Raw genomic sequence first — 26,029 nt, forward strand, 5'->3', positions numbered from 1 at the left:
TTGCCTTCTTATCGCAGAATGGGTGCCGGTGTCATGTCTCTAATACACATGGGCTGGTTTTGAATTCTCTGGCAGGCGGCAGGTGTCCGCATCCCGGGCCGCCGACCGAATCTGCATCCGCTACAGCAGGAGCAATAGAATGACCGGAACAATCGATTTGAAGCTGAACATCAATGGCCGGGAGCAGCAGCTTGCCGTCGAGCCGCGGGTGACGCTGCTGGACGCCCTGCGCGAGCATAGCGGTCTGACCGGAACCAAGAAGGGCTGCGATCAGGGACAGTGCGGCGCCTGCACCGTTCACATCGACGGCAAACGGGTGCTCGCCTGCCTGACGCTCGCCGCCCAGGCCGAGGGCCGCGTGATCACCACGATTGAAGGCATCGCGGCGGAAGATGGCGCATTGCATCCCGTCCAGGCCGCCTTTCTCGAGCATGATGCCTTTCAATGCGGTTATTGCACGCCGGGACAGATCATGTCGGCAGTCGCCTGCATTCGCGAAGGACATGCCGGGTCAGACGACGAGATTCGTGAATACATGTCGGGCAATCTATGCCGGTGCGGGGCCTATTCCCATATCGTGGCCGCTGTCCGTGAAGCTGCGGAGGCCGCATCATGAAGAATTTCACCTATGTCAGGGCAGGTTCGGCGCAGGAGGCGCGCACGGCCTCAGCGCTTGCCGGGAGCATGATCCTGGCTGGCGGCACCACGCTGCTCGATCTTGCCAAATGCGGGGTTGCCGAACCGGATACTGTCGTCGATATCACGCATCTCGCCGGCCTTGACCGCATAGAGGTCGACGGGACCGGGGCATCGATCGGATCGCTAGCCCGCATGAGCGCGGTGGCCGATCATCCTGCAATGCAGGACGCTTTTCCGGCCGTCACGCAGTCGCTGGCGCTGGCGGCCTCCGCGCAAATCCGCAACATGGCGACCATCGGCGGCAACCTGCTGCAGCGCACGCGCTGTCCCTATTTCCGTGACGCGGCCGTATTTCCCGCCTGCAACAAGCGCAGTCCCGGCTCCGGATGCTCTGCCCTTGGCGGCGTGACCCGCAATCATGCGGTTCTGGGAACAAGCGACGCCTGCATTGCCACCTATCCGGGTGACCTGGCTGTCGCGCTGGTTGCCTTTGATGCGGTTGTGCATCTGGGAAGCCGCGCCACACCGGTCGATGACTTCTTCCTGCTGCCCGGCAATCATCCGGATCGCGAACATGCCATGGACCGCGGTGAAATCATCACTTCCGTGACAATACCGCTATCGGCTGCTGCACGGCGCTCCGTTTACCTCAAGATCCGTGACCGGCAGTCCTATGAGTTTGCTGCCGCCAGCGCCGCTGTCGGGCTTGAACTGGAGGAGGATGGAAGGACGGTCCGCGATGTGCGCATCGCCCTTGGCGGCGTTGCAACGAAGCCGTGGCGGGTCCGCGCGGTGGAGGCGGCATTGATCGGCAAGGTGCTGGAACCGGAGCTGGTCCGTCAGGCCAGCCTCCTGTCCATGCAAGGCGCGGCTGATCATGGCGCGAACCATTACAAGATCGATCTCGCCCCGCGTGTGATCACGCGCGCTGTCCTGCAACTGGGAGGTCTGGCATGACTTTTATCACTCCAAAGGCCAAGCACGGCGATGCGTCCGACGGCAATCTCGGCGGACGCCTGTCACGGCTCGATGGTCCCGCCAAAATCACCGGCAGTGCGACCTATGCGGCCGAACATCAGATCGACGGGCTGGTCTATGCCGTAACGGTGCAGAGCACGATTGCAGCCGGTGTCGTAACATCCGTCGATGCCAGCGCTGCGGAAGCATCGCCGGGCGTATTGCTGGTGTTGACGCCCGACAATATCATGCCGCTGAAATCGGCGACGACATGGGCCGGTACGCCCGGCCCGGAAGGCCCGTTTCTGGCGCTGCCGAGAATTGTGAGCTTCAATGGCCAGCACATCGCTGCCGTCGTGGCCGAAACCCTGGAACAGGCCACGGCCGCCGCCGCCCTGATCAGGGTCACCTATGAGGAAAAGGCGCATGTTTACGGCCTCGACGACCCCAAGGCCGGAGAAGGCGTGCCGATCGACCGCATGACGATGTCCCGAGGCGATGCCGTGAAGGCACTGGCCGAGGCGCCGGTGCGGATCGAACAGGAATACCGGACGCCGCGCGAGTACAATGTTGCCATCGAACCGCACGGCATCATCGCGCGGTGGGAGGCAGACAGCCTGACGCTATGGGAGCCCAGCCAGTGGATCGACGGCATGGCCCGTTCCTACGCCGAATGGTTCGATATACCGTTCGAGAATGTCCGCATGATCTCGCCCTATATCGGCGGCGGCTTCGGCTCGAAAGCGCTATCGCTGCCGCATGGCGCCGTTGCCGCGATCGCCGCGCGGATGCTTGGCAAACCGGTTAAGCTTGTGGTCACGCGTCCGCAAACCTTTACCGCCTATGGCGGCCGTCCAGCCACGCGCCAGACATTGGCCCTCGGGGCAACCAGAGAGGGCAAACTCCTCTCCATCGTCCAGCACGGCGTCAACGAGACATCGATGCTTGGCGTGGCGGTCGAGCCGCTCGGTTCCGTCACCGCGATCATGTATGCGGTGCCCAATTTCAGCTCGCGGCAGAATATCATTCCGCTCAACACGGTCACGCCAGGTGCCCTGCGGGCGCCGGGTGAAAACCCCAGCGCTTTCGGCATCGAATCGGCGATCGACGAGCTTGCTTATGAAGTGGGTATCGATCCCTTGCAGATCCGCCTGCTGAATTATGCCGAGGAAGACCCGCAGGCAAAAATACCCTGGTCGACGCGCCGGCTGCGGGAGGCATTCGCTGCGGGTGCGGAAGCCTTCGGCTGGTCAAAGCGCTCGCCGGCACCCCGTTCGATGCGCGAGGGCAAGCAGCTGATCGGCTGGGGTGTTGCGGCAGGGACCTATCCGGTGCGGCGCACACCCGGCGAAGCGCTGGTCCGCATTCTTGCCGATGGCACGGCGGAGGTTGCGAGCAGCAGCATCGATATGGGGCAGGGAACCTATACGATCCTTGCCCAGACTGCCGCCGAGGTTCTGGGTATTCCGGTTGAGCAGGTTCGGGTCAAACTCGGCGATTCCGCCTTGCCGCGGGCGCCCGTTGCCGGTGGCTCGCAGCTTGCCAACCTGATGACGGGCGCTGTCCACAAGGCAGCCCACGCCGCACGCGATGAACTGATCGGTCTTGCGCTCAACCATCCCGGTTCGCCCTTCCTCGATCAGCAGACCAATACCCTGACCATTGCCGATGGCGTGATTTCGACGCCGCGCAGTGAACAGCCCGCCATTTCCATCGCCGATTTCATGCGCGTCATCGGGCAGGAAAAGGTTGAAGCCCTGCGCGATACCCTGCCGGAGGACAAGAAGAACACGCAGGACCGCTACAACAACTTCACCACCATGATGGCGATGAAGCCGCCAACCGAAGGCGGCTATTCCCTGCACAGCTGGTGCGCACATTTTGTCGAGGTGCGGGTTGATGAGGATTTCGGCACCGTGCGTGTCTCGCGCATGGTCTCGGCGCTTGATTCGGGCCGCCTTTACAATCCCAAGCTGGCGGAAAGCCAATGGCGCGGCGGCATCATCATGGGCATCGGCCAGGCGCTGCTGGAGGAAGGCGTTGTCGATCCGCGCTACGCCCGCGTCATCAACAACAATCTCGGCGATTATCTCGTGGCGACCAATGCGGATATCCCTGATTTGCAGGTGATCTCCGTGGGGGTTCCGGATCACCATGCTTCCGTGCTCGGCGGCAAGGCGGTTGGAGAATTGCCGATTGTTGGCGTGGCCCCGGCAATCGCCAATGCGGTTTTTCATGCCACGGGAAAACGCATCCGGGACCTGCCGATCACGCTGGATAAGCTCCTGTAGGATCTATCGGCCAACGGGCATTTCGCGCGCATGGTGTGCGAAATGCCCCGGTTTGAGCATGTTCCTGCGCAGATAGGCGGTCATTCGCAAAACAATACCTCCTTTCGAAACCGATCTTCTCTACCTTGCGGCAGCGGTGATGCAATGCCATGGCAGCAAAAGCATCTGCACACGGCGTTGCAACGCTGGTAGAGCTGTATGATCGATTGTTGGTGAGAGGAAACCTGTCCAATGCCTGGCCCCTATGTTGTGCGCGTTCACGGTGACGAAGACCTTCCGGAAAAGGTGGACGTGGTCGTTGTCGGTGGCGGTATCATAGGAGCCTCGACGGCGCTCGAACTGGCCGAACGGGGCCTCAAGGTGGCCTTGTGCGAAAAGGGCGGTATCGGCCAGGAGCAATCGAGCCGCAATTGGGGATGGGTGCGTATATCGCGCCGTGACCCGCGCGAGGTGCCGCTGATGGCGGAGGCGCTGCGCCTGTGGTCCGGTTTTGATCAGCGGCTTGGCCGCGATACCGGGTATACGCGCGCCGGCATTCTGTTCACGGCGCCGGATGACAAATCCTATGATGAAAATGAGCGCTGGCTGCAGAATTTGGAGGGCTATCAGCTGGAGAGCCGCATGATCAGCGGCAAGGAGCTCGATGCTCTTCTGCCGGGCGGACACATGCCGCTGAAGGGCGCGCTTTATACGCCGGTCGATGGCCGGGCTGAACCGCAGAAGGCAGCGCCCGCCATCGCCGAAGCGGCGCGCGACAAGGGCGCGGCGATCCTGACGGAATGCGCCGTGCGGGGCATTGAAACATCCGGCGGCAAGATATCCGGTGTTGTCACGGAACGGGGAACAATCGGATGCAGCGCGGTTGTGCTGGCGGGCGGCGCCTGGTCCAATCTGTTTTGCGGCCTCTATGGCATCGACCTGCCGCAACTCAAGGTGCTGAACACCGTCATCCGCACCAAGCCGTTGCAGGGCGGCCCGGAGGCGGCGCTGTGGTCCAAGGATTTTGCCATCCGCAAGCGTCAGGATGGCGGGTATACCATTGCCTCCGGCCATGAGAACATTGTCGATATCGTGCCCAAATCATTCCGCTATGCGCGGCAGTTCCTGCCGGCGCTGAAACTGGAGTGGAATTCATTGTCCTTCCGCCTGGGCGGCCGCTTCTTTGATGAAGCGCGCATTCCGGCCAAATGGAAAATGGATGAGGCGAGCCCGTTCGAGTACAACCGGGTCCTTGATCCCAAGCCATCGCTGGATCTGTCGAACCGCTTCTTCGACAGCCTCAAGGCGGCATTTCCCGTGTTCAATCAGGCGGAGATTGCCCAGCGCTGGGCTGGCTATATCGACGCCACGCCTGATGCTATACCTGTCATTTCTGCCGTCGATGAAATCCCCGGCTTTCATATCGCCACGGGCTTTTCCGGGCACGGGTTCGGCATAGGACCGGCTGCCGGGCGTTTGATGGCCGATATCGTGACCGGGCGCGCGCCGGTGGTGGACCCGGCGGCTTTCCGGTTTTCCCGTTTCAGTGACGGTTCAAAAATAACGCCGATCACCGGATTTTGAGTGTGGTGCACAATGACCAATGCAACGGCAGTTTCGAAAAAACGCGCGCTATGGTTGCGTATTCTTGCAGAGGCAGCGGCGGTGAGCGAGCGTGAACCGACGCTTTCCGCTTTTCTGCAGCATGCGGTATTGCGTTTCGACAATCCTGAGGATGCGCTTTGCCTGCAGCTGGCGGATGTTCTTGGCAGCCCGGTCGTGACAAGCGAAAAGCTGCGGGGTCTGTTCAGCGGCGTGCTGGAGCAGAACCGGACGGTGCTGTCCGGCATGGAGAGGGATATCAGCGCCGTTCTCGAACGCGATCCCGCCACCAGGAGTGCCCTGCATGTGCTGCTCTATCTGAAGGGCTTTCATGCGATCCAGGTCCACCGGTTCGCCCATCATTTGTGGAATACGGACCGGGAGGATATGGCGGCATTCCTGCAATCGCGTTCATCGCGCGTTCTGCAGGTCGATATTCATCCGGCCGTGCGCATGGGAAAGGGCGTGTTCTTTGATCATGCCACCGGTATCGTTGTCGGCGAGACGGCCGTGATCGAAGACAATGTTTCGATTCTGCAGGGCGTGACGCTGGGCGGCACGGGAAAAGATACGGGAGACAGGCATCCCAAGGTGCGCCATGGCGTTCTCATCGGTGCCAGTGCAACCGTCCTTGGCAATATCGAGATCGGCGTCAATTCCAAGATCGGGGCCGGTTCGGTTGTCCTGAAATCCGTCGAAAACAGGAAAACGGTGGCGGGTGTTCCCGCCAAGGTTATCGGCGGGGTGCAGGAAAGGGAGCCCGCCCGTTCGATGAACCAGATTCTTTATGATGTCGGGCTCTGAACCCTGCGGGAGACAATCGGCCTATGTCGCCGGATTGTCGTTGGCTATCCCGCGCCTGTCCGGTTCTTTCAGCCGCGCCATCGAGAATTTCAGGACGTTCTGCACCACATCCAGTTCATGACGGCCGGCAGCCGTCGCACCGTGCGCATCTTCGGTGAGCTTCAACATCTTCCGGAACAATTCGCGAATTTCGAATTCGGACAATGGAGCCATTGTTTGAATGTCTTCGATACGCATCGGTTTGTTGTCGCCGTGTTCATGCATCAGGATGCCTATTGAAACCCTTTTCAGCCGGGGTGTCTGGACATGGGTTTCCTCAAGTCGCGCAAGAATTGAAAATTATTACCGCCACAACCGCGTTGTGTTTGGCCGGGTCAAGCCGGTGACAGGGCGGTTGCAATTCTCGGGTAAATAATTTCTACTTATCCGGGAAATATTGGGAGTTTGTTCTACGAACTTGCCCCCGCCGATTGCTAGCATGCGAAATGAACAACGAAACCAGTGGGATACTTGAAGTCCTACGTCAGCTCGCAGGGTAAATCATGATTTTCAAAAACGTCGCCTCCATGGGGCTGGGGGTAATATTGGCATTGGCCGCTGCAACGCCGGGCTTTGCCCAGGTTGTGAAGATCGGCAGCAAGAACTTTACCGAACAGTTCGTGGTGGCTGAAATCTATGCGCAGGCGCTGGAAAAGGCCGGTGTGAAGGTTGAGCGGCGCACCAATCTTGGCGCGACCCTGATTGCCCATTCGGCACTGCTGAATGGCGAAATCGATCTTTACCCGGAATATACGGGCACCGCTCTGGCGGCGGTGGTGAAGGGCGATCTCTCCGGCTCGGCCGAAAAAATCTACGGCGAAGTCAAGGATTACTACGAAAAGACCCTGCAGCTGACCTTGCTCCAGCCGACCAATATCAACAACGGCTATGCCATCATCACGCTTCCCGAAACCGCGGAAAAATACAAGCTCAAGACGCTGACAGACCTCGGACCGGTTTCGAAGGACCTGAGTTTCGGTGCGGAAGGCGGGTTTGGCGAACGCAAGGATGGCTTGCCCGGTCTCAAGCAGACTTATGGCATCGTCTTCAAGGATTTCCGTATTTTTGCCAAGCTCGGTATCCGTTACAGCGCCCTGACCAGCAAGAATATCGACGTTTCCTATGGCTTTGCCACGGATTGGCAGATCGCCGACAACAAGCTGGTTGTGCTCGCCGACGACAAGAACCTGTTTCCGCCCTATTACCTCGTGCCTGTCGTGCGCCAGGACACCCTGGCCAAAAATCCCAAGATCGCGGAAGTCCTGAACAAGGTCAGCCCGCTCTTGAACAATGAGAACATGCGGGAGCTGAATGCCGCCGTCGAGCGCGACAAGAAGGAACCGAAGGAAGTGGCGGAAGCCTTCCTGAAGGAAAAGGGCATCTGAGCTTACCTGCCACGTGGACATCCCGGAAACAGCGGAGATAGGATTGTCTCCGCTGTTTCAATTCTGACCGATATGGAACGACGCATTTGAACTGGGCTCCCAAAAACATTCCGGAAATTCTGACCGCAACCTGGCAGCATCTTGTGTTGTCGGTTTCATCGGTTCTGATCGGGCTCGTCATCGCGCTGATCCTTGGGATCATCTGCGCCCGGCGCCCGCGGTTCTATGCCGTTGTTCTGACGATCACCGGCATCATCTTCGTCATCCCCAGCCTTGCGCTGTTTGCACTGCTGATCCCATGGCTTGGCCTCGGCACCAAGCCGGCGCTGGTTGGCCTTTCCTCCTATTGCCTGCTGATTCTGCTGCGCAATGTGGTGACCGGCCTGCGCGGCGTTCCCGCCGATGTGCTGGATGCCGCCGATGGCATGGGCTACAGCGCCTGGCAAAGGCTGGTGCGTATCGAATTGCCCCTGGCCCTGCCGCTCATCGTTTCCGGCATCCGCATCGCGCTGGTGACGGTCATCGGCATCGCCACCGTGGCCGCCTTCATCGACGGCGGCGGTCTTGGAACCATCATCCTGATGGGCATCGACCAGAGCTATACGGAGAAAATCCTCGTTGGCGGTATCCTGACGGCGCTGATGGCGACGTTCTTTGACCTCGTTCTGAGCCAGGCGGAAAAAGCCCTGGTTCGCTGGCGTTGAGGAGCTGACATGCTGATCACCGCCTTCAACTGGATCGTCAACAACCAGCCTGAGTTCCTGCGGGCGCTCGGCCAGCATCTGGTCATGTCCGGTGTCTCGCTGGTGTTTGCGCTGGCTATCGGCCTGCCGCTTGCCGTTCTCATCATCAATCGCGGCGGGCTGGCCTTTGCGGTCATCAATTCCATCAATGCGCTGCGCACGATCCCCAGCCTTGCCATTCTCGCCATCATGATGCCGCTGCTCGGTATCGGCCTGTGGCCATCGATCGTCGCGCTAACCGTGCTCGCGCTGCCGCCCATCCTGCTCAATGCCTTCATCGGGCTGCGCGATGTCGATCCCGATGCGGTGGAGGCTGCCATCGGCATGGGCATGAGCCGCGGCCAGGTGCTGCGCAAGATACGCATCCCGCTGGCTGCGCCCGCCATGTTCGCCGGTGCGCGCACCGCTGCGGTGCAGGTTCTCGCCGGTGCAACGCTCGCTCCCTTCATCGGCGGCGGCGGCCTTGGCGATTTCATCGCCGTCGGCATCAGCATGATGGACATGTCGCGCCTTCTGGTCGGCGCGATACCCATTGCCATCCTGGCGCTGGCCACGGAATTCACGCTCGGCCTCGCCGAAAAAATCTTCTTCGCAGAAAGAACATCCGCATGATCACCATGGAACACGTCACCAAGCGCTACGGAGAAGGCGGCGCTGCTTCGGTTGATGATCTCAGCCTGACCGTTCCCGAAGGCTCGACGGTGGCGCTGATCGGGCCGTCGGGTTGCGGCAAGACCACGACCATGCGCATGATCAACCGGCTGATCGATCCGACCGAAGGCAGGATCATTGTCAACGGAGAAGACGTCACCAAGGTTGATCCGGTGATCCTGCGTCGCCATATCGGTTATGTGATCCAGCAGGTAGGCCTGTTTCCGCATATGACCATCGCCCAGAACATCGCTGCCGTGCCCAGGCTGCTTGGCTGGGATGAGGCGCGGATCCGGAACCGGACCGACGAGCTCCTGCATCTCGTTGGTCTTGATCCGGCGGAAATGCTCAAGCGCTATCCCCGGCAGCTCTCCGGCGGCCAGCGGCAGCGCATCGGCGTGGCGCGGGCGCTTGCGGCCGATCCCCCCGTGCTGCTGATGGACGAGCCGTTCGGCGCCATCGATCCGATTGCCCGCACCCGCCTGCAGGACGAGTTCCGCCAGATTTTGCAGCGGGTGCGCAAGACGGTGGTGCTGGTGACACATGATCTGGATGAAGCCATTCGCCTGGGTGACCGCATCGCCATCATGAAGAGCGGCAGGATCGTCCAGTATGACACGCCCGATGCGATCCTTTCGCACCCCGCTGACGCATTTGTCGAAAACTTCGTCGGCATAGACCGGGCGATCAAGCGCCTGAGCCTGTTTACTGTCAGCGATGCCATGACGGCGGACAGGCCGCGGGACGGAGCGCATCCCGTTGCCTCCACCAGCAACCTGCGCGATGCGCTGGCGCTGATGGTCGCCGCAAACAGCGATGTCCTTGCCGTCGTGGATACGGCCGGAACCGTCACCGGCCGGTTGACCCGCGACGCCATTTTTTCGGTCTGACCGAACCACGTCCGATCAGGCCTGCCGATAGAAACTCACCTTTGGAGAGTGTTTATGTCCATCAGCTATCGTTCCCGGGAAGTGCCCGCTGTTCTTATTGAACCAACCTATCGCCGCATCCGCCTGAAGCGGGGGGAAGAGGTGATCGCCGACAGCACGCAGGCCATTGTCATTTATGAGAATGGCGGCCATCCCGTTTACTACCTGCCGAAAACGGATTTTCACGATGGTGTTCTCCAGCCATCGGAAAAGTCGGGGGCATCGCCGGTACTCGGCGCAAGGCGCTACTGGTCGCTTGACGGTGCCGGGGACAGCGCCTGGAGCTATGAGCATGTGCCGGAGGGCGTGCCGGATCTTGCCGGTTATGCGACTGTCGCATGGAGTGCGGTACGCTGGTTTGAGGAAGACGAGGAAATCTTCGGCCATCCACGCAATGTTCACTGGCGGGTCGACGCGATCGACAGCAAGCGCCGTGTCGAGGTCGTTGTCGATGGCACACTGGTGGCGCGCACGAACCGCGCGGTATTCCTGTTCGAGACCAGCCTGATCCCGCGTTACTACTTTCCCGTGGAGGATCTGATCGCCGGGACGCTGGCGGATAGCGCGCTGCACACCTACTGCCCCTATAAGGGCAGGGCGTCCTACTATCACTTCGATCTCAATGGAAACCGCCACGAGAATATCGTCTGGTATTATCCAGAGCCGCTCCACGAAAGCGGACGGATCAAGGGATTGATCTCGTTCTACAATGAAAAGGTCGACGAAATCCGTGTCAGCGCCGGAGATGCGGAATGATGCATATCGGCCTGTCGCTGACGCCGTTCGGCCATCATCCGGCCGCCTGGCGCGCAAAAAGCGGCCAGCTGGACGCGCTCGATTTCAATCACATGGCGGCGCAGGGGAAACAGGCCGAGGCTGGCGGGCTGGATTTCGTCCTGCTGGCCGATAGCCTTGGTCAGCGGCCTCATGATGATCTGTCGCCGCTTGCCGTGCCGTTCGAGCCAACCATGCTGGTCTCGGCGCTGGCGACGGCCACACGCAGCATCGGCTTGATTGCCGCCGCAGCAACGCATCAGCACGAACCCTATAATCTCGCCCGGCGTTTTGCCTCCCTCGATCTGATCGGCGACGGGCGTACCGGCTGGAACGTCATCGGTTCCGGCGATCCCGATCGCGATCAGGAATATCTTGCCGTGGTATCCGGGCTCTGGAACAGCTGGGACGATGATGCCTTTGTCCATGACAAGGCCCGGGGCCGGTTTTTCGAACCTGATAAAATGCATGTCCTCAACCACAAGGGCGCGCATTTCACCGTGCGCGGCCCACTCAATGTCAATCCGTCACCGCAGGGCAGGCCGGTGATCAGCCATGTCCTGACGCCGGACACTGTTGAGATTGCCGCCCGTTCGGCGGATGTGGTTTTCCTGCCGGATACATTGGGAGCACTTGCCATCAAACTGGTTGAACGCCTTGGCGCGTATGGGCGCCAGCGCGGCGATATCCGGCTGCTGGCAAACATCGTTCCCCCCATCGGCACGGCTGCCAGCATTGCCGACCAGATGCAGAAGCAGGCAGTGGCGGCCGGTCTCGACGGATTTGTCCTTCTGCCGCCCCGTGCGCCCGAAAATATTGCCAGCTTCGTCGATGAGGTCATTCCGGAATTGCGGCGGCGCGGCGCCTTCCGTCCTGCCTATGATGCCGTGACATTGCGCGGCCATCTCGGCCTTGCGCATCCGGTCCGGCAGGAGCGTGCATCATGAGTACGGACCAGATGAAACTCGGTGCCTTTCTGATGGCTGGCGGCCATCACATCGCCGCTTGGCGCCATCCCGACGCCCATGCCAATGCCGGGGCCGATATCGGCCATTTCATCCAGCTGGCCCAGACGGCCGAACGGGCCAAGTTCGACATGGTCTTTATCGAAGACGCCGCGGCCATTCGCGAGCGTAACCCGGAGATTGCCAGCCAGGCGGCGCGCTCAACCAGTTTCGAGCCGCTTAGTCTGCTGGCGGCGCTGGCGGTAAATACCTCCCGCATCGGTCTCGTTGCCACGGCATCCACCACCTATAACGAGCCCTATGGCCTTGCCCGCACATTCGCCGCGCTTGATCAGCTCAGCGGCGGGCGGGCCGGATGGAATCTGGTAACGTCCGCCAGTGACCTTGAAGCGGAGAACTTTGTCTCGAGCGGCTTGCGGCCGCATGGCCAGCGCTATGAACGGGCAGAGGAATTTGCCGAGGCTGCCGCCGCTGTCTGGGATAGCGTGGACGAGGGGGCCTATGTCCTCGACGCGGAACGGGGTGTCTATGCCGATCCGGCAAAACTTCATCCGGTCGATCACCGTGGCACGCATTTCACCGTCACGGGCGTACTGGACAGCCAGAGATCGCCGCAGGGCAGGCCGCTGATGGTGCAGGCCGGTGCCTCCGACGTTGGCAAGGACCTTGCCGCGCGGACCGCCGATGTGGTCTTTTCCGCCGCCCAGACCATGGGCGAAGCGCAGGCCTTCTATACCGATGTGAAAGCCCGGCTGGCTAAATTTGGCCGTCAGACGGACGATCTCAAGATCATGCCCGGCGTTTCGCCCATCGTCGGCGAAACCGAAAGCGAAGCGCGGGCAAAGTATGAAGCGCTGCAGGAGCTGATCCCGGATCAGGTCGGCGTGGCGCTGCTGGCGAGCTATCTCAGCCTCAAGGACCTGTCGAACCATCCGCTCGACGGTCCTCTGCCGGATATGCCGCAGACCGATGGCATCCAGAGCAGGCAGCAGCTCATCATCGATCTCGGCCGCAGGGAAAACCTGTCCATCCGGCAACTGGCACGGCATTTCGCCGGAGCGCGCGGCCATTGGCAGCTGATCGGCACACCCGTCCAGATCGCCGATGCGCTGGAAGAACGGTTCCGCGGCAAGGCAGCCGACGGGTTTAATGTCATGCCGCCGCTCTTTCCCACGGGGCTTGATGATTTTGTGAGACTGGTCGTGCCGGAACTGCGCCGCCGCGGCCTCTTCCGCCGGGAATATGAAGGGCGCACGCTGCGGGAAAATCTGGGTGTCAGAACACCGGCCCGTTCGTCATGAGCAGAGAGAACAGCATGAAACCGATCTATATCGACTATCTGAATGCCCTCGACATCGAGGCGCTGCAACTGACCGATGCGGAGATTCTGGCCGCCATCGAAACCTCGCTCGCTGCACAGGGCAATGGTCAGACCGTGATCGAGCCGCGGGTGCACCTGGAGCCTGATGAAACGTTTCATGGCCATTTCAACGTGCTGCGCGGCTATGTGGCGCCGCTCAATCTGGCGGGCGTCAAGATCGTTGGCGATTTCGTTGATAATTATAAGCTGAACTACCCTTCCGAATTCGGCGTGCTCAATCTGTTCGATCCGCGCACGGGTGCGCCAAAAGCCATTCTGGATGCCACTGTCATCACCGACATGCGCACCGGCGCGATCACCGCGCTCGGCGCAAAACATCTGGCGCGCAGGAATTCCAAGGTGCTTGGCCATATCGGCGCGCGCGGCACGGCCTACTGGAATGTGCGGCTGCTCGACCATCTCTTTGATTTCGATGAAATCCGCGTGCATTCGCGCCGTCCGGAAAGCCGCGATGCCTTTGCCAAAAAACTCGCCGATGATCTCGGCAAACCGATAACCGTCACCGACAATTGGCAGGCCTGTGTCGAGGGTGCCGATATCGTGGTCGAGGCATCGCGCCTGCCGGAACCGCAGCCCATGCTGAAGACCGAATGGATCAAGCCCGGCGCCTTCGTCGTGCCCTACGGCACGATGAGCGCGGTGGAACTGTCGCTCACCGATATCATGGACAAGCTGGTGGTTGATGACTGGGGCCAGTGCAAGGGCGGCAAATTCGGCTCGCTGCGCGCCCACGTCGAGGCAGGAAAACTGTCCGAACAGACGCTGCATGCGGAACTTGGCCAGATCGTCGCCGGCCACAGGACGGGACGCGAGAACGACGGCGAAACCATCCTGTTCTGGCACAGGGGCCTGTCGCTCAGCGATATCGCGCTCGGCTATGCCATGCTCGAGAAGGCGAGGGCAAACAATATCGGCCAAAGGTTGCGGTTCGCATGAACACGCTCGTTCTCTCGGGATCAGGCGTCACCATCGCCGATATTGCTGCCGTCGCGCGCCAGGATACTATCGTCACCGCGACGCCCGGTGTATGGGCGAGGCTGGCCGAGGCGAGGGCCGTGCTTGATGCGGCAGCGGCTTCAGGGCAGCAGATTTACGGCCTGAACACGGGGCTTGGAGCCAATCTCAAGACGGCGGTTGCCGATGAAACGGGTGAGTTTCAGCCGCAGCTGGTGCGCGGACGCGGTGCCGGTGTCGGCCCCGCACTGCCGCGCGACGAGACCCGGGCCGTCATGGCGGCGCGTCTCTCCATGCTGGCAACCGGCGGTTCCGGCCTGTCGCCGGATGTTTTTGCCGATCTGCTCGCGCTTATCAATCACAAGGTGCATCCGCTGGTCCCATCCATCGGGTCGATCGGTGCGGGCGACCTTGTCCTGCTCTCCGCCATTGCCCAGACCATGATCGGCGAGGGGCAAGCCGAATATGACGGCGTGGTGCTCGCCTCAGCCGAAGCTCTGTCAAAAGCTGGTCTTCGACCCTCGGTGCTTGGTCCGAAGGATGGGTTGTCGCTTCTCAATGCGTCGGCGGTCTCGGCGGGGAAGGGTGCGCTGGCCGTTGCCGACGCCCGTGTTTTGCTCGACTATCAGCGGCAGGCCGCTGCGCTCAGCTTTGAGGGGCTTGGCGGCAACCCGCTTATCCTCACCCCAGCAATTCAGCGCGCGCGCCCGGCAGCCGGGCAAATGCGGGAAGCCGAAGGGCTCCTTGCCCGTCTCGACGGTTCGTCGCTGTATGACGCGCGTGCAGCCATTCAGGACCCGCTCAGCCTGCGCTGCGTCGCCTCGATCCACGGGGCGCTGGCGCATGCGCTGGATGCGGCAAGAGAAGCCGTGGAGATTGAGCTGAATGCGGCGGCGGACAATCCGCTGGTGCTTGTCGATGAGAACAGGGTGCTTTCAACGGGGAATTTTCACACACCGTCTTTGGCGCTGGCGTTTGAAACCCTGGGACTTGCCATTGCGCAGACGGCGCTTGCCTGTGCGGCCCGGTTCATTCAACTGACCGGCTCCGGCCGCAATGGCCTGCCGCGCTACCTTTCATCGGTCGGCGGCGCATCCGCCGGTTTTGTCCCGCTGCAGAAGACGGTTACGGCGCTCGCCGGTGCGATCCGGCACAAGGCCAATCCGGTCATGCTGGATTTCCTGCCCGTTTCCGAAGGGGTTGAGGATCACGCCACCCAGACGCTCCTCGCGGTTGCAAAATGCGCCGATATGCTCGGCCTCTGGCGCCATCTCATTGCCTGCGAAATGCTGGCTGGAGCGCAGGCCGTCGATCTGCGCGCGGGTCACCGTTGCGGCCGCGGTACGCAGCAGACCCATGATCTGGTGCGCTCCGTTGCCGGACCTCTCATCGAAGACCGTCCGCTTGGACATGAGGTATCCCGCCTTGCGGAGCGTCTGCGGGATACCGGCGCGTGACGGAGCTGAAGCTGTTGGCCGCCGGGCTACTTCTGAAGCTTGGACGCCAACAGTGCGGGCGCGTTCACACAGCGCAGGCATTCATCGATGAACCATGATTTGAAAGCCGCAACAACGGACCGTTGTGTGCTTCTGCGCGGCGTGGTGATGCAATAGGGATTGGCAAGGTCGAGCACGTGATTGCAGGCAACGACCAGCTCTCCCGCTTCCACTTGGCGGGCACAGAACAATCCCTGCGCGAGCGTTATGCCCAATCCGCCGCGCGCCAGGTCGAGCGCAGCCATGGACGAGTTGGCGGTCATCCCATGCTGGATATGGCGGCCGGGCGTCACACCGGCGGAGGCGAACCAGTTTCGCCATGATGGAAAGGAGGCTCCCGCAGGCCCCCAGTCGGTGTGGATCAAGGGGGCGGACAGCAACCTTTCCGGAGAGGCCATCGGCTCATGCCCGGCCAGGAACTGCGGAGAACACACCGGATAGACCGCATCGGTGCCAATCGCTTCGGTGACATGTTCCGGATAATGAAAGACACCGTAGGAAAGACGCATGTCGATGAGATCACGGTCGAATGGCACTGGATCATCTTCACCCCTGAGGGAGATGTCGACCGGGCCGTGGATATCGACGAATCGCGGCAGACGCGAGGAGAGCCAGCCCATGGCAACGGATGGTGCCACCGACACCACCAGCGAGGACCGCTGATTGCCGCTGCCAAGCTCGCGCGACACGCTCCTGAGTTCATTGAAGGCATTGGCAAGCCGTGGAAAAATCTCCAATCCAGCCTCGGTCAGCACGACACGCCGGTTGATGCGATGAAACAGCTTGCGTCCCACCTGATCCTCAAGTGCGCGAATGAGCTGACTGACCGCAGCGGCCGAAATCGCCAATTCTTCGGACGCAGCGACAAAGCTTCCACAGCGGGCGGCGGCCTCGACCGCCTGCAAGCCGCGTAAAGAGGGGATACCCGTCATCCCATCACTCCGGAATAGATAAGTTGAACTTATCTTTCTTGCAGAAATCATCGCTTTTGCAAAGGGAAAGCCTCGCCTAATTTAGCTGGCAGCGCAGGACATGGCCATTCCGGAGCAAGCGTGATCAACGAAACACCGGCCAAGGGAAGGTCTGCCATGCCGCGCCGTCAGATGATTTTAGCTGGCTTTTTCTTCAACCCCCAGGGAGATCATCGCCTGTCATGGCGGCATCCGCGTGCACCCGGCCGTGAATTTCTCGATCTGGATTACTATCGCCGATTGGCAGAGGCTGCGGAGCGCGCCAAGCTCGATACGATCTTCATCGCCGATCATCTCGGCATCTGGGATACCTATGGCAGCGGGCTGGCGCATTATGCCAATCCCAGGCTGGAACCTTTATCGCTCGTATCGGCTCTATCTGCAGTCACCAAGGACATCGGCTTCATGGTGACGGCGTCGAGTTCCTACAACGAACCATTCAACACTGCCCGCATGTTTGCTTCGATGGATCACATCAGCAGAGGCCGGGTCGCATGGAACGTCGTGACATCGGCTCTGGAAGAAGAGGCCGCCAACTTCGGCCGCGATGCCAATATCGAGCATGCGGTCCGCTACGAGCGTGCCGCCGAGTTCCTCGATGTGGCCAAAGCCCTGTGGGACAGCTGGGAGGACGATGCGCTTGTCATCGACAAGGCCACGGGCCTTTTCGCCCATCGCGAACACGTGCATTATCTCGACCATCGGGGAAAGCACTTCAAGGTAAAGGGGCCGCTCAACGTACCGCGGCCGCCGCAGGGCCATCCGGTGATCGTCCAGGCCGGGTCGTCCGATGCGGGCAGAAATCTTGCTGCGGCACATGCGGATGTGCATTTTGCCGTCATTCGCAGCGAGGCGGAAGGGCTGAGCTATCGCGCGGATATCAACAGCCGCCTGGCGAAATATGGCCGCGCGCCGGAAAGCCTCAAGCTCCTGCCGGGTATTCTGCCGATCGTCGCTGCCTCCGCATCCGAAGCGCAGGAAAAACAGGACTATCTCGAGACTTTGATGCTGGATGCGGTTGCCGTCGACCTCCTTTCCAGTTGGGCGGGGGTGGATTTGTCCCGCTATCCGCTCGATGGACCAGTACCGGACCTGCCTGACGAGGGCACGTTCAACGGCTGGCGCACCTGGCTGGCGCTTGTCAAGGACGATGCCAACAAGGGTCTTTCCATACGCCAGCTCGCCCGCAAGATCGCCAATACCGGCTCGGTTCCGCTGGTTGCCGGGACCGCGTCGCAAGTCGCTGATCAGCTGGAGGCCTGGTTCGTTTCGGGGGTGGCTGACGGGTACAACCTGATGTTTCCGCTGCTGCCGGAGGATTGGTTGAATTTCATGCAGACCGTGGTGCCGGAATTGCAAAGGCGCGGTTTGTTCAGAACCGAGTACGAGCCCGGCACATTGCGCGACCGTCTGGGGCTGGCGCGCCCCCAGAATGCATTTGCTGCCCGTCGCGAAGCGCCGGATCGCGTCCGGGCCGGAAAAGCCGGGATTCGGCCATGAGCAACCGGAAAGTTCTCGCCATATCCGCAAGCCTTTCCGCGACATCGAAGACCGCAAGGATGGTCGAAGCGGTCCTGGAAGAATTGCGCGGACAAAAAATCGACACGGAGCACGTCGTTCTGCGGCATCTCGATCCCGGTGCCCTGCTGTCAGCCGACGCGCAGGCCCCGTCGGTGGCGTCGTTCCTGGAAAAGGTTGCCGCCGCCCATGGTCTGATCATCGCCACGCCGATTTACAAGGCATCGTTTTCCGGCCTGTTGAAAGCGGGTCTGGACGTCCTCCCGCAGTTTGCGCTGGCTGGGAAGGTCGTCTTGCCGCTCGGCACGGGCGGCAGCCTCGCCCATGTCCTGGCGCTTGATTACGGTCTTCGGCCGGTGTTTCAATCCATGGGTGCCCGGCATGTGGTCCAGTCGCATTACGTGTGCGAGAGCGATTTTCCCAAAACCGGCGAAATGATATCGCTGCTCGACCCGCTTTGGGCCGCACTTCGTCACGCCTGCGAGAACTTCGTCTATTCCTTGACCGATGATGAAAGGGCGGCGATGCTCGGACATCCGCGCGGTGTGGTCCCTCGTGTGAACAGCCAATGACCACTTTTGAGGGCAGGTCCGATCAGGCGCGTGCCGGCTGCACCCCCGGCTTTTGATTTGCCGGGCGCAACGGATAGCGAATTGTTACTTCTGTCCCGGCTCCGGGAGCGGAACTTATCTTGAGTTTGCCGGCCATGGTCCGGACCATTTCAACACAGCCGGACAGACCCAATCCGACATGGCCGCCATCCCGCGTCGAGTAGAACGGTGTGACGGCAAGTTTCAATTGGTTTTCGTTCATGCCAATTCCATTGTCTTTGATCCTCAGGATCAGCTGCGGCCGGAACAGGAAGGGTCGTTTCACGCGTGCGTAGACGCCGATGGAGGCATGAGGATTGTCTTTCACGGCAACTTCGGCATTTGCGATCAGTTCATCGATGATGAGGTGAAACTGTGAATTCGGCACATGGGTCCTGGCTGCGTCGTCGTCGATATCCAGCAAGGTCGTCGCCTTGCGGTCCGATATGACGGAGTGAATCACCGATCCGAGGGTTTCGTGAACGGTTGGCTTGGTTGAGTAGGCAATTCTCAAAAGCCCGGCGTTGATAGTGTCCAATTCCGACGCGGTTTTCCGAGCCGCTCCCACCATGTTCATATCGGGCGGCTGATCCTCCTTGAGAAACTCGAGGAATAACATCAAGGCGGCGATGCGTGTCCGCGTCATATGCGCAAACAAGGTGGAGAAGGAACGGATATGGTGGTCCTTCCGGCGCTCGTAGAGCGCTCTTTGATGCATGAACAGACCGGCCAGAATGACTGCCAGAACGGCCATTGCGAACAAAAAGGTGTTGCGTTGCGCGTTGGCCCGGATTTGTGATGTTGCGCTCAATGTCGTGCTCTGATCAACCGCAGCGCCTGAAATGTCGATCATGTCTTCCTTGATATGCAGCAAACTCGACAGAACGCTGGAATACTGGTCCGTACGGTCGATGAATGGTTTCACGCCGGTCTGCAGCAGGTCTTGCGCGCGGCCCAGCTTTCTCATGCCTTCCGCTTCAAACCAGTCCTCCACGCCCGGTTGAGCGCGCAGGTATCTGATATTCAGGTCGATGATTTTAATATTGTTGGGAAATTCGGGATCGAGCTTGCCGGTGGCCATGGCCAATCTGAGATTGCCGATTGCGATCGCCAGTTGTTCGCGAATTTGCGCCGCGCGCCATTGGATTTCGAAGGTCCGGTTGAGAAGCGTATCGGTCTGGGCGCGATAGGTATCAGTTCTCAGAAACGTCCAACTGCTCAAGATCATCGCGGCGACTAGGGCTACATAAGGTAGAAACCACGCGGATTTGAGGAGCCTCTTTTTCATTTCACACCGCGGATATTGACAACAAACCAGACCCAGATGGCATTGCGCGCGGGAACATAGGATGGCGGAAGCTTATCCTGCGGCCAAACGATGAAAAATGGACCTGAGTCATCGAGCGTGAGCCGGGTGAATTCCTGTCCCGGCGTACACCGGCCATTGTCCCGATCCGGTTTCGTGCAGGCGCGCTCATAGGCCAGGACCGGATGGTATTGCCTCACCTCGTCCATTTTGATCTTTGAACGAAATTCGTTGTAAGCGGAGGCTTCAATCGAAACGTCGCCGTCCAGCTTGTGCTGCTTGAGCACATCCATCAGGAGCGGGCCGCGATATGTGATGGTCTCGGCTTTGGCCGTCCACGGCGTTTCCGTCTTCAATGTCACAATGGAATAGCTCGATTGCAATTGATCGGCGGTATAGCTCGTGGCAGGACCGGATCCGTCCGGCTTGACAGTCAGTACGGTCGGATCCGAGGCCCATGCCGGACTTGCCACTCCAAGCAAACCAGCCATCAATGCCGCCAGAAGGCTAACGCGCATTGACCTGCTCCAACTGATATTCGCGCGTGACTTCGCTGCGGGTGAAAACCAGACATGCGCCGCTGGAGGCGCGCGGGTCATAGGCAAAGCCCTTGGCAGCAAGTGCCGCCATGATTTCCCTCACGCCAATCAATCCATACAGGTGATCGTGAAGCTCGACGAAAACCCGCTCGACGCCGGGAAGAGCCGCATCGATAAGCAGGCCATGTTCAGCACCTTCGATGTCCATGACCACGACATTGATCGCATGCTTTGCGACGAATTGATCAATGTCGCCGGAAATCACATCGAGCGTACGCTCATAGGGTCCCTGGTGTTCATAAACCGACGACATCCAGAGATCACGCCGGATATAGAACTTGAAGCGTTTGGGTGTGCCGGCTGTCAGTACCCCGGTCGTTAACTCAACATTCTCATGGCCGTTGGCTTCGATGACTCGCGCCGCCAGATGCGCCGTGGACGGGTTGGCATCAAAGGACCAGATGTATGTGCCTTCCACCCGTGCCATGATCGACGTGACGACACCCAGACCGGTCCCCAATTCCAGCACCCTGTCATTGGGCTGAACCGCATGGGTAACAAGGTGCACTTCCCTGGCTTCATAGTCGCCTTTGGTCAGTGCCGCCCAAATAGTCGGTGAAACTTCCTGGCTGTCGATCGGGATTGTCACACCATGTACGACGGGATACGCCATCTTCAAACTCCGTTGGGTAGAAAGCCGTCCTTTTAAGAGCTTGGCTTACATCTTCTTGTTTACTTCGCCATTGCTTCGCCGTCGATGGCTATCTTGTCATCTGCCGGGCATATCATGCGCCAGATGAGCCGGGTGGCACGGCCAGGACAGATTGAAACATGGGGGATGGATCGGTTCGTTGCGGGCAGGGCCGCAGCGCGTGCTTTATCGGGCTGGCTGACAGCACCGGGAGAGGCCTTTGCCCATTCAGACCGGCACTGACCGGCGCCCGTGGCATATTCGTTCATCGGATGGTCGATCTGTCTGCTCAAGAGCGGCTTTTAATCTTGCTGGTCACAATGCGGATGAGACGGCGGATTGCCCGCTTGTTCGGGCTCTCCCCCATCTTCTTGAAGCGCTGATGCAAAAAACCATCAATTTCCCGTACGGATACACTGGCCAAGTCCGGTCCATAGCGTGCCATCAGAGCCTGTTCGATCATTTCGAGATCGCGCGTGGTTGGGTTGTAGCCAGACGTGGTAATGGCCAAGGGTAGTGACTGGTGTATCAGGTATCTGGCTAGTTTCGATAACTCCGGATCATTGTCCAATTCTGCCATAAATTCTCCCATGTGCTCTGCGGCACTATAGAACAATTATGCCCTTAAAGCCGAACGAGCACCATACCGCCAGACAGAGAAATTTGGCGATCGTCCTGCCATCTGCGCTGTGTCCTGTCTTCTGCCAAATTCCGGAATTTTGTTCAGGTGACTTTCCATCTTATCGCGGGAAGATTGGAGAGCGGACAGGAGAGGGTTACCCGGGTCCCCTTGCCCTTGGCGGATTGAATGGAAAGAGAGCCGCCCATTGTCTGAATCAGCCGCGCGCACCCGGTTAAACCCAGGCCGCTGTGACCGCGCGCTTCGCCCTTGGTCGAGAAAAAGGGCGTCGTGGCTTTTCTTATTTGCTCGGCGGTCATTCCAACCCCGGTATCTTCAATCACGATGATCAGATTTCCGCCAATCGTCCATCGCTGCCGGATGTCGACACTGATGATGATCTCGGCATTGGCAACACCATCGACCGCGTCCTTGGCATTACGCAAAAGCTCCTGAAGCATTAGGTGAAACTGCCCTTGGGGTACCAGCAGCTGGGTTGCCTTGATATTGGCGCGCAGTGTCGGCACAACGGCGGCGTCCGAGCGATCTATTTGATCAAGGATCGTGCCCAAGGTGACGATAGGCGTATTGTCCTGATCAAATTTTGGATATGCAATGCGCGCCAGCCAATCGGTCACGACCGAAAGATCGGTGATGCGTTTACGGGCCATGTCGAGGAGCATCGGATCAGGTTTGTCGTCCGGCGTCAGTGTCTCGTGCATCCACATCGACAATCCGCTTATCCGTGTAAAGGTCATGTGGGAAAAGAGCAGCGCGAACTGCCGGACCTGATTGTTGTAGAGCGATTTGCTGCGGTAGGTGACGAAGGCCATGAACATCGCCATTATCACCAGGGCAAATGCGAAGGTAAAGGCCAGGAAGAGATTGTCGTACAGCGCTTTCTGTTCGAGATCAGCGGTCCTTTTTTGCGTGTTTCCCAGGTTTCCCGTGGTTGTCAGGACAATGTGCGGCCACAGTTCCTCCAGCCCCGATACGATCATCTGGTAGTCCGGATTTGCAAGCTGGAGCTGGGGTTTGATGCTCTTGTTGGCGAAATCGAGGAGAGCTCTCATCTGATCTATATCCGCTTGAGGCATTATTTTGCTGGTATAGGTCAGGCCGACAAGCGTTTTGGTGTTGATGATAAGATATGTGCTGTCGGTGAGGATTTTCGCGCGGTAATCCGGAGCATTGGTGAGGGCGGCCAGTCTCGCCCACCCCATGATGCTCACCATTTTTTCACGCGCCTGACTGGAGCGCCATTGGATTTCGTTGACTTCGGCAATAACCCCATTGGACTTGTTGCGCGCGCTGTTGGTTTCAATGAAGGAAACAAGACCGAACAGCACGCAAATGCCAAAAATCAATCCAAGTACGTAGGCTCCGTAAGTCCGAAAAAGGTGCATCAGATAATCTGCCAGCAGTTTGAATGAAGCCTTTCCGCACGCATCTGCAAGACTATCGAAACGCTGCCGTTCATTGATCGAGCTGCAATTCGGACAGGAACCAGACCCATCTGGAATGATCGCTTGGATCGAACGATTGCGGCAGTTCCTCGTATGGCCATACAATGAAGAACGGTCCAAAATCCTCCGTTTCAAGCGATCGCATCTTGCCTTGTGTACAGGCCCCCGATTGCGCTTCGGTTGCGTTGCACGCGATCTGTGATGCAACGATCGGGCGGTACTTCTGTATTTCCCGCATGTCGATTCTGGCAGCGAAATCATTGGGGGCAATGCCGATAACCACCTTGGCATCGGCAAGGCCGTTCTTCTTAAGGATTTCCAGCAGCGAAAAGCCCCTGTATGTCCGCTTTTCACCGTTGGTCCAAGGCGTCTGGGTCGTGATGTCAAGGTAGGTGAATATTTGCGCAAGATCGGCTTCACGATAGGACGCAAGCGGTGTGCCGCGCACCCGTTCGACAACCAAAACGCCGGGATCCGAACTGATGGCATGAGAGGCGGTGATTCCGCCTAGCAGAGTGAGCCTGGTCAGAAGGGCTGGCAACCGGCCTGCATGCATGATGTGCGTCGATCCCCTGTTCGAGTACGTCACTGTTGCCAGCTGACAATCGGCTGTGTACCGCTTCCCGGCCAGGCGCAAGCCCCTTGCGGCACGCTCGCTCGATGTTTTGAAGCGAGGCTTGGGCCATTTGTGCCTTTCTAGCAGGCGCATGGATGGAAGAATAGGTATCAGCCGGGCACCTATTTCAAGCCATGTCAATGACACGGGAATAGGGGCCGCGCGCTCGTTTCAGGTAACTATCCGGCCCGGCAAAAGGACGCGCCATGGCGAGCGCGCACGGTGACGATCGTGTCCTCAAGGCCGATAGCTGCAAAAACTGGCGCGATTTCATCTGGCTGTCATCGGGGATTTATAAAGGGAGGGGGAAGTTAACCAAGTTTGGGGGTATGAAATGCGTAAACTTTTCCTTGCGGTGACGTCGGCGGCACTCTTGTCCGGGGCGGCCCATGCGACAACGATCTATCCGCTGGACCGGGCCACGGTCCTTGCCGGCTCGCCATTCGATTTCAAGGTTGAATTCAGCAAGGTCGTGAAGCCGGAAGACGTGAAGGTCACGATCAACGGCGAGAGCTACGACGCCGTTTTCGGCAAGGCTGCCCAATTCGTCGCCGAGGAGAAGGGTGCCGAAGACAAAGTGCTCGGATCCGCGCTCATCCTGCGCGACATCAAGCTCGCAAAGCCCGGCCAGTACAAGGTCGAGGTATCGGCTGGCGACGAGAAGAAGTCCGTCGGCTGGGATGTCTACACGACATCTGACACGCCAAAAGCCAAGAATATCATCTTCCTGCTGGGCGACGGCCTGTCCGTCGCGCACCGCACCGGCGCCCGCCTCATGTCCAAGGGCATGACCGAGGGGAAAGCCAATGGCCGCCTTGCCATGGATGACATTCCGCCCGTCGCCTTCATCGGCACGTCCTCGACCTCGGCCATCGCCACCGACAGCGCCAACACCATGTCGGCCTACATGACCGGCCACAAGTCCGCGGTCAATGCGCTCGGCGTCTATGCTGACCGCACACCGGCCAGCCAGGACGACCCGAAGGTTGAAACGATCGGCGAGGCTCTGCGCCGCACCGGCAAGAAGTCGCTCGGCATCGTGACAACATCCGAAGTGCAGGACGCGACCCCTGCGGCCCTCGTTTCCCATACGCGCAAGCGTGCCGACAAGGCCGACATCGTCGGCATGATGTACAACGTCAAGCCGGACGTGCTGCTCGGCGGCGGCTCGGCCTACTTCCTGGCCAAGGACGTGCCCGGTTCGAAGCGCAAGGACGACAAGGACTATATCGCGCTCTTCAAGGAGGCCGGTTACGCCCTCGCCACCGACAAGAACGAACTGGCCGCCGCGGCCGGCTCGAATCAGGACAAGCTGCTTGGTCTCTTCCACACCGGCAATCTCGACGTCACGCTCGATCGCGAATTCCTCAAGAAGGGCACTGTCGACAAGTTCCCCAACCAGCCGGGCCTGGTTGATATGACCAAGGTGGCGCTCGACAGGCTGTCGAAGAATCCCGATGGCTTTTTCCTGATGGTGGAGGCTGCGTCCATCGACAAGATGAGCCATCCCCTCGATTGGGATCGTGCTCTTGTCGACACGATTGAATTCGACAAGGCCATCGCGGCTGCACGCGACTTTCAGGCGAAGAACCCGGATACGCTGATCGTCGTCACCGGCGACCACACGCATGGCGTCTCGATCATCGGCACCGTCGATGATGACAAGCCGGGCACGGAAATGCGCGACAAGGTCGGCACCTATGCCGCAGCAGGCTTCCCGAACTATGAAGACAAGGACGGCGACGGCTATCCGGACCGCGTCGATGTCTCCCGCCGTCTGTTCATCGCAGCCAACAACGGTCCTGACCATTACGAGACCTTCCGTCCGAAGCTCGATGGTCCTTTCGTTCCGGCCATCCAGAACGAGAAGAAGGAATATGTTGCCAATGAAGCTTACAAGGACGTGCCCGGCGCCGTCTTCGTTCAGGGCAACATTCCGCGCGATGAGGATAGCGGCGTTCATGCGGTGGACGATGTCGTGCTGCAGGCCGTCGGCCCGGGCGCGGAAGGTTTCCGCGGCTACATGGAACAGAGCGACGTCTATCGCGTCCTGGCCGACGCCTTCGCACTCGGCGCACCAAAGATGTAAATCTGCCGGACTGACGAACAGGACAGGCGGCCGAA

General features: G+C 59.8%; 26 protein-coding genes. 17 read left to right on the forward strand and 9 right to left on the reverse strand.

Features of this window, described 5'->3' with window-relative positions; translation table 11 throughout:
• Positions 1 to 139: 139 nt before the first annotated feature.
• The 5 genes from C5750_RS09370 to cysE all read left to right on the forward strand — a co-directional run bounded on the left by C5750_RS09370 (position 140) and on the right by cysE (position 6,272).
• The gene (locus C5750_RS09370) at positions 140 to 616 is read left to right on the forward strand and encodes a (2Fe-2S)-binding protein (protein ID WP_105733591.1); all 477 of its coding nucleotides are present in this window, start codon (positions 140 to 142) and stop codon (positions 614 to 616) included.
• Positions 613 to 1,596: an FAD binding domain-containing protein gene (locus tag C5750_RS09375; RefSeq protein ID WP_105733592.1), complete on the forward strand. Its 984-nt coding sequence runs from the start codon at positions 613 to 615 to the stop codon at positions 1,594 to 1,596. The genes C5750_RS09370 and C5750_RS09375 overlap by 4 nt, the downstream gene beginning before the upstream one ends.
• Positions 1,593 to 3,887 carry a xanthine dehydrogenase family protein molybdopterin-binding subunit gene (locus C5750_RS09380; RefSeq protein ID WP_105733593.1) on the forward strand — a complete coding sequence of 765 codons (2,295 nt, stop codon included), beginning with the start codon at positions 1,593 to 1,595 and terminating at the stop codon, positions 3,885 to 3,887. The genes C5750_RS09375 and C5750_RS09380 overlap by 4 nt, the downstream gene beginning before the upstream one ends.
• A gap of 231 nt (positions 3,888 to 4,118) precedes the next feature.
• Positions 4,119 to 5,450: an NAD(P)/FAD-dependent oxidoreductase gene (locus tag C5750_RS09385; protein ID WP_105733594.1), complete on the forward strand. Its 1,332-nt coding sequence runs from the start codon at positions 4,119 to 4,121 to the stop codon at positions 5,448 to 5,450.
• Between the two features lie 12 nt (positions 5,451 to 5,462).
• Entirely contained in the window at positions 5,463 to 6,272 is an 810-nt protein-coding gene (cysE, locus tag C5750_RS09390) for a serine O-acetyltransferase (RefSeq protein WP_105733595.1), read from the forward strand.
• A 21-nt stretch (positions 6,273 to 6,293) separates the two neighbouring features.
• Here the strand turns inward: cysE and C5750_RS09395 are convergent, their stop codons facing one another.
• Positions 6,294 to 6,485: a hypothetical protein gene (locus C5750_RS09395; protein WP_130272751.1), complete on the reverse strand. Its 192-nt coding sequence runs from the start codon at positions 6,483 to 6,485 to the stop codon at positions 6,294 to 6,296.
• 329 nt (positions 6,486 to 6,814) lie between these two features.
• On the opposite strand from C5750_RS09395, the gene C5750_RS09400 reads away from it, so the two are divergent.
• The 9 genes from C5750_RS09400 (at position 6,815) to C5750_RS09440 (ending at position 15,550) form a co-directional block, all read left to right on the forward strand.
• The gene (locus C5750_RS09400) at positions 6,815 to 7,696 is read left to right on the forward strand and encodes a glycine betaine ABC transporter substrate-binding protein (RefSeq protein WP_105733597.1); all 882 of its coding nucleotides are present in this window, start codon (positions 6,815 to 6,817) and stop codon (positions 7,694 to 7,696) included.
• A gap of 86 nt (positions 7,697 to 7,782) precedes the next feature.
• A complete protein-coding gene (locus tag C5750_RS09405; RefSeq protein ID WP_105733598.1) occupies positions 7,783 to 8,400 on the forward strand; it encodes an ABC transporter permease in 618 nt (205 codons plus the stop codon).
• 9 nt (positions 8,401 to 8,409) lie between these two features.
• Entirely contained in the window at positions 8,410 to 9,051 is a 642-nt protein-coding gene (locus C5750_RS09410; protein WP_105733599.1) for an ABC transporter permease, read from the forward strand.
• Entirely contained in the window at positions 9,048 to 9,980 is a 933-nt protein-coding gene (locus C5750_RS09415) for an ABC transporter ATP-binding protein (protein ID WP_105733600.1), read from the forward strand. The genes C5750_RS09410 and C5750_RS09415 overlap by 4 nt, the downstream gene beginning before the upstream one ends.
• Before the next feature lie 54 nt (positions 9,981 to 10,034).
• Entirely contained in the window at positions 10,035 to 10,775 is a 741-nt protein-coding gene (locus C5750_RS09420; protein WP_105733601.1) for a DUF427 domain-containing protein, read from the forward strand.
• A complete protein-coding gene (locus C5750_RS09425) occupies positions 10,772 to 11,740 on the forward strand; it encodes an LLM class flavin-dependent oxidoreductase (protein WP_245421054.1) in 969 nt (322 codons plus the stop codon). Before C5750_RS09420 ends, C5750_RS09425 begins: the two co-directional genes overlap by 4 nt.
• Positions 11,737 to 13,059, forward strand: coding sequence for an LLM class flavin-dependent oxidoreductase (locus C5750_RS09430; RefSeq protein WP_105733602.1), 1,323 nt, complete (start codon positions 11,737 to 11,739; stop codon positions 13,057 to 13,059). Before C5750_RS09425 ends, C5750_RS09430 begins: the two co-directional genes overlap by 4 nt.
• 14 nt (positions 13,060 to 13,073) lie before the next feature.
• On the forward strand, positions 13,074 to 14,075 hold the full coding sequence (locus C5750_RS09435; RefSeq protein WP_105733881.1) for an ornithine cyclodeaminase family protein: 1,002 nt from the start codon (positions 13,074 to 13,076) through the stop codon (positions 14,073 to 14,075).
• Positions 14,072 to 15,550 (forward strand): HAL/PAL/TAL family ammonia-lyase, encoded by a 1,479-nt coding sequence (locus tag C5750_RS09440; RefSeq protein WP_105733603.1) that lies wholly within the window; start codon positions 14,072 to 14,074, stop codon positions 15,548 to 15,550. The genes C5750_RS09435 and C5750_RS09440 overlap by 4 nt, the downstream gene beginning before the upstream one ends.
• Before the next feature lie 26 nt (positions 15,551 to 15,576).
• Here the strand turns inward: C5750_RS09440 and C5750_RS09445 are convergent, their stop codons facing one another.
• Positions 15,577 to 16,521, reverse strand: a complete 945-nt coding sequence (locus tag C5750_RS09445) for a LysR substrate-binding domain-containing protein (protein ID WP_105733604.1) — start codon at positions 16,519 to 16,521, stop codon at positions 15,577 to 15,579.
• A gap of 120 nt (positions 16,522 to 16,641) precedes the next feature.
• Between C5750_RS09445 and C5750_RS09450 the strand changes: the two genes are divergently transcribed.
• Together C5750_RS09450 and ssuE are read left to right on the forward strand one after the other, a co-directional pair.
• Positions 16,642 to 18,060, forward strand: coding sequence for an LLM class flavin-dependent oxidoreductase (locus C5750_RS09450; protein ID WP_245421055.1), 1,419 nt, complete (start codon positions 16,642 to 16,644; stop codon positions 18,058 to 18,060).
• Positions 18,057 to 18,650, forward strand: coding sequence for an NADPH-dependent FMN reductase (gene ssuE / locus C5750_RS09455; protein WP_105733606.1), 594 nt, complete (start codon positions 18,057 to 18,059; stop codon positions 18,648 to 18,650). Before C5750_RS09450 ends, ssuE begins: the two co-directional genes overlap by 4 nt.
• A gap of 22 nt (positions 18,651 to 18,672) precedes the next feature.
• Here ssuE and C5750_RS09460 read toward each other — a convergent pair whose 3' ends face one another.
• From C5750_RS09460 to C5750_RS26530, 7 genes are all read right to left on the reverse strand, one after another.
• On the reverse strand, positions 18,673 to 19,890 hold the full coding sequence (locus C5750_RS09460; protein WP_162800175.1) for a sensor histidine kinase: 1,218 nt from the start codon (positions 19,888 to 19,890) through the stop codon (positions 18,673 to 18,675).
• Between the two features lie 62 nt (positions 19,891 to 19,952).
• The gene (locus C5750_RS09465) at positions 19,953 to 20,492 is read right to left on the reverse strand and encodes a putative pterin-binding protein (protein WP_105733608.1); all 540 of its coding nucleotides are present in this window, start codon (positions 20,490 to 20,492) and stop codon (positions 19,953 to 19,955) included.
• Positions 20,482 to 21,186 carry an FkbM family methyltransferase gene (locus tag C5750_RS09470; protein ID WP_105733609.1) on the reverse strand — a complete coding sequence of 235 codons (705 nt, stop codon included), beginning with the start codon at positions 21,184 to 21,186 and terminating at the stop codon, positions 20,482 to 20,484. Before C5750_RS09470 ends, C5750_RS09465 begins: the two co-directional genes overlap by 11 nt.
• Positions 21,187 to 21,245: 59 nt before the next feature.
• Positions 21,246 to 21,497, reverse strand: coding sequence for a hypothetical protein (locus C5750_RS09475; protein WP_105733610.1), 252 nt, complete (start codon positions 21,495 to 21,497; stop codon positions 21,246 to 21,248).
• Positions 21,494 to 21,784: a hypothetical protein gene (locus C5750_RS09480; protein ID WP_105733611.1), complete on the reverse strand. Its 291-nt coding sequence runs from the start codon at positions 21,782 to 21,784 to the stop codon at positions 21,494 to 21,496. The genes C5750_RS09475 and C5750_RS09480 overlap by 4 nt, the downstream gene beginning before the upstream one ends.
• A 143-nt stretch (positions 21,785 to 21,927) precedes the next feature.
• The gene (locus tag C5750_RS09485) at positions 21,928 to 23,229 is read right to left on the reverse strand and encodes an ATP-binding protein (protein WP_158531282.1); all 1,302 of its coding nucleotides are present in this window, start codon (positions 23,227 to 23,229) and stop codon (positions 21,928 to 21,930) included.
• A gap of 70 nt (positions 23,230 to 23,299) precedes the next feature.
• Entirely contained in the window at positions 23,300 to 23,752 is a 453-nt protein-coding gene (locus tag C5750_RS26530) for a hypothetical protein (protein ID WP_158531283.1), read from the reverse strand.
• Positions 23,753 to 24,239: 487 nt separating this feature from the next.
• On the opposite strand from C5750_RS26530, the gene C5750_RS09490 reads away from it, so the two are divergent.
• Positions 24,240 to 25,994 (forward strand): alkaline phosphatase, encoded by a 1,755-nt coding sequence (locus tag C5750_RS09490; protein ID WP_105733613.1) that lies wholly within the window; start codon positions 24,240 to 24,242, stop codon positions 25,992 to 25,994.
• Positions 25,995 to 26,029 lie beyond the last annotated feature (35 nt).

The organism is Phyllobacterium myrsinacearum (assembly GCF_002980555.1).
GTDB classification, from domain to species: Bacteria; Pseudomonadota; Alphaproteobacteria; order Rhizobiales; family Rhizobiaceae; genus Phyllobacterium; species Phyllobacterium myrsinacearum.

Coding starts and splice junctions, on each gene's coding strand:
- C5750_RS09370 (WP_105733591.1), top strand. CDS start 140: ATGACCGGAACAATCGATTTGAAGCTGAACATCAATGGCCGGGAGCAG.
- C5750_RS09375 (WP_105733592.1), top strand. CDS start 613: ATGAAGAATTTCACCTATGTCAGGGCAGGTTCGGCGCAGGAGGCGCGC.
- C5750_RS09380 (WP_105733593.1), top strand. CDS start 1,593: ATGACTTTTATCACTCCAAAGGCCAAGCACGGCGATGCGTCCGACGGC.
- C5750_RS09385 (WP_105733594.1), top strand. CDS start 4,119: ATGCCTGGCCCCTATGTTGTGCGCGTTCACGGTGACGAAGACCTTCCG.
- cysE (WP_105733595.1), top strand. CDS start 5,463: ATGACCAATGCAACGGCAGTTTCGAAAAAACGCGCGCTATGGTTGCGT.
- C5750_RS09395 (WP_130272751.1), bottom strand. CDS start 6,485: ATGGCTCCATTGTCCGAATTCGAAATTCGCGAATTGTTCCGGAAGATG.
- C5750_RS09400 (WP_105733597.1), top strand. CDS start 6,815: ATGATTTTCAAAAACGTCGCCTCCATGGGGCTGGGGGTAATATTGGCA.
- C5750_RS09410 (WP_105733599.1), top strand. CDS start 8,410: ATGCTGATCACCGCCTTCAACTGGATCGTCAACAACCAGCCTGAGTTC.
- C5750_RS09415 (WP_105733600.1), top strand. CDS start 9,048: ATGATCACCATGGAACACGTCACCAAGCGCTACGGAGAAGGCGGCGCT.
- C5750_RS09420 (WP_105733601.1), top strand. CDS start 10,035: ATGTCCATCAGCTATCGTTCCCGGGAAGTGCCCGCTGTTCTTATTGAA.
- C5750_RS09425 (WP_245421054.1), top strand. CDS start 10,772: ATGATGCATATCGGCCTGTCGCTGACGCCGTTCGGCCATCATCCGGCC.
- C5750_RS09430 (WP_105733602.1), top strand. CDS start 11,737: ATGAGTACGGACCAGATGAAACTCGGTGCCTTTCTGATGGCTGGCGGC.
- C5750_RS09435 (WP_105733881.1), top strand. CDS start 13,074: ATGAAACCGATCTATATCGACTATCTGAATGCCCTCGACATCGAGGCG.
- C5750_RS09440 (WP_105733603.1), top strand. CDS start 14,072: ATGAACACGCTCGTTCTCTCGGGATCAGGCGTCACCATCGCCGATATT.
- C5750_RS09445 (WP_105733604.1), bottom strand. CDS start 16,521: ATGACGGGTATCCCCTCTTTACGCGGCTTGCAGGCGGTCGAGGCCGCC.
- ssuE (WP_105733606.1), top strand. CDS start 18,057: ATGAGCAACCGGAAAGTTCTCGCCATATCCGCAAGCCTTTCCGCGACA.
- C5750_RS09465 (WP_105733608.1), bottom strand. CDS start 20,492: ATGCGCGTTAGCCTTCTGGCGGCATTGATGGCTGGTTTGCTTGGAGTG.
- C5750_RS09470 (WP_105733609.1), bottom strand. CDS start 21,186: ATGGCGTATCCCGTCGTACATGGTGTGACAATCCCGATCGACAGCCAG.
- C5750_RS09480 (WP_105733611.1), bottom strand. CDS start 21,784: ATGGCAGAATTGGACAATGATCCGGAGTTATCGAAACTAGCCAGATAC.
- C5750_RS09485 (WP_158531282.1), bottom strand. CDS start 23,229: ATGCACCTTTTTCGGACTTACGGAGCCTACGTACTTGGATTGATTTTT.
- C5750_RS09490 (WP_105733613.1), top strand. CDS start 24,240: ATGCGTAAACTTTTCCTTGCGGTGACGTCGGCGGCACTCTTGTCCGGG.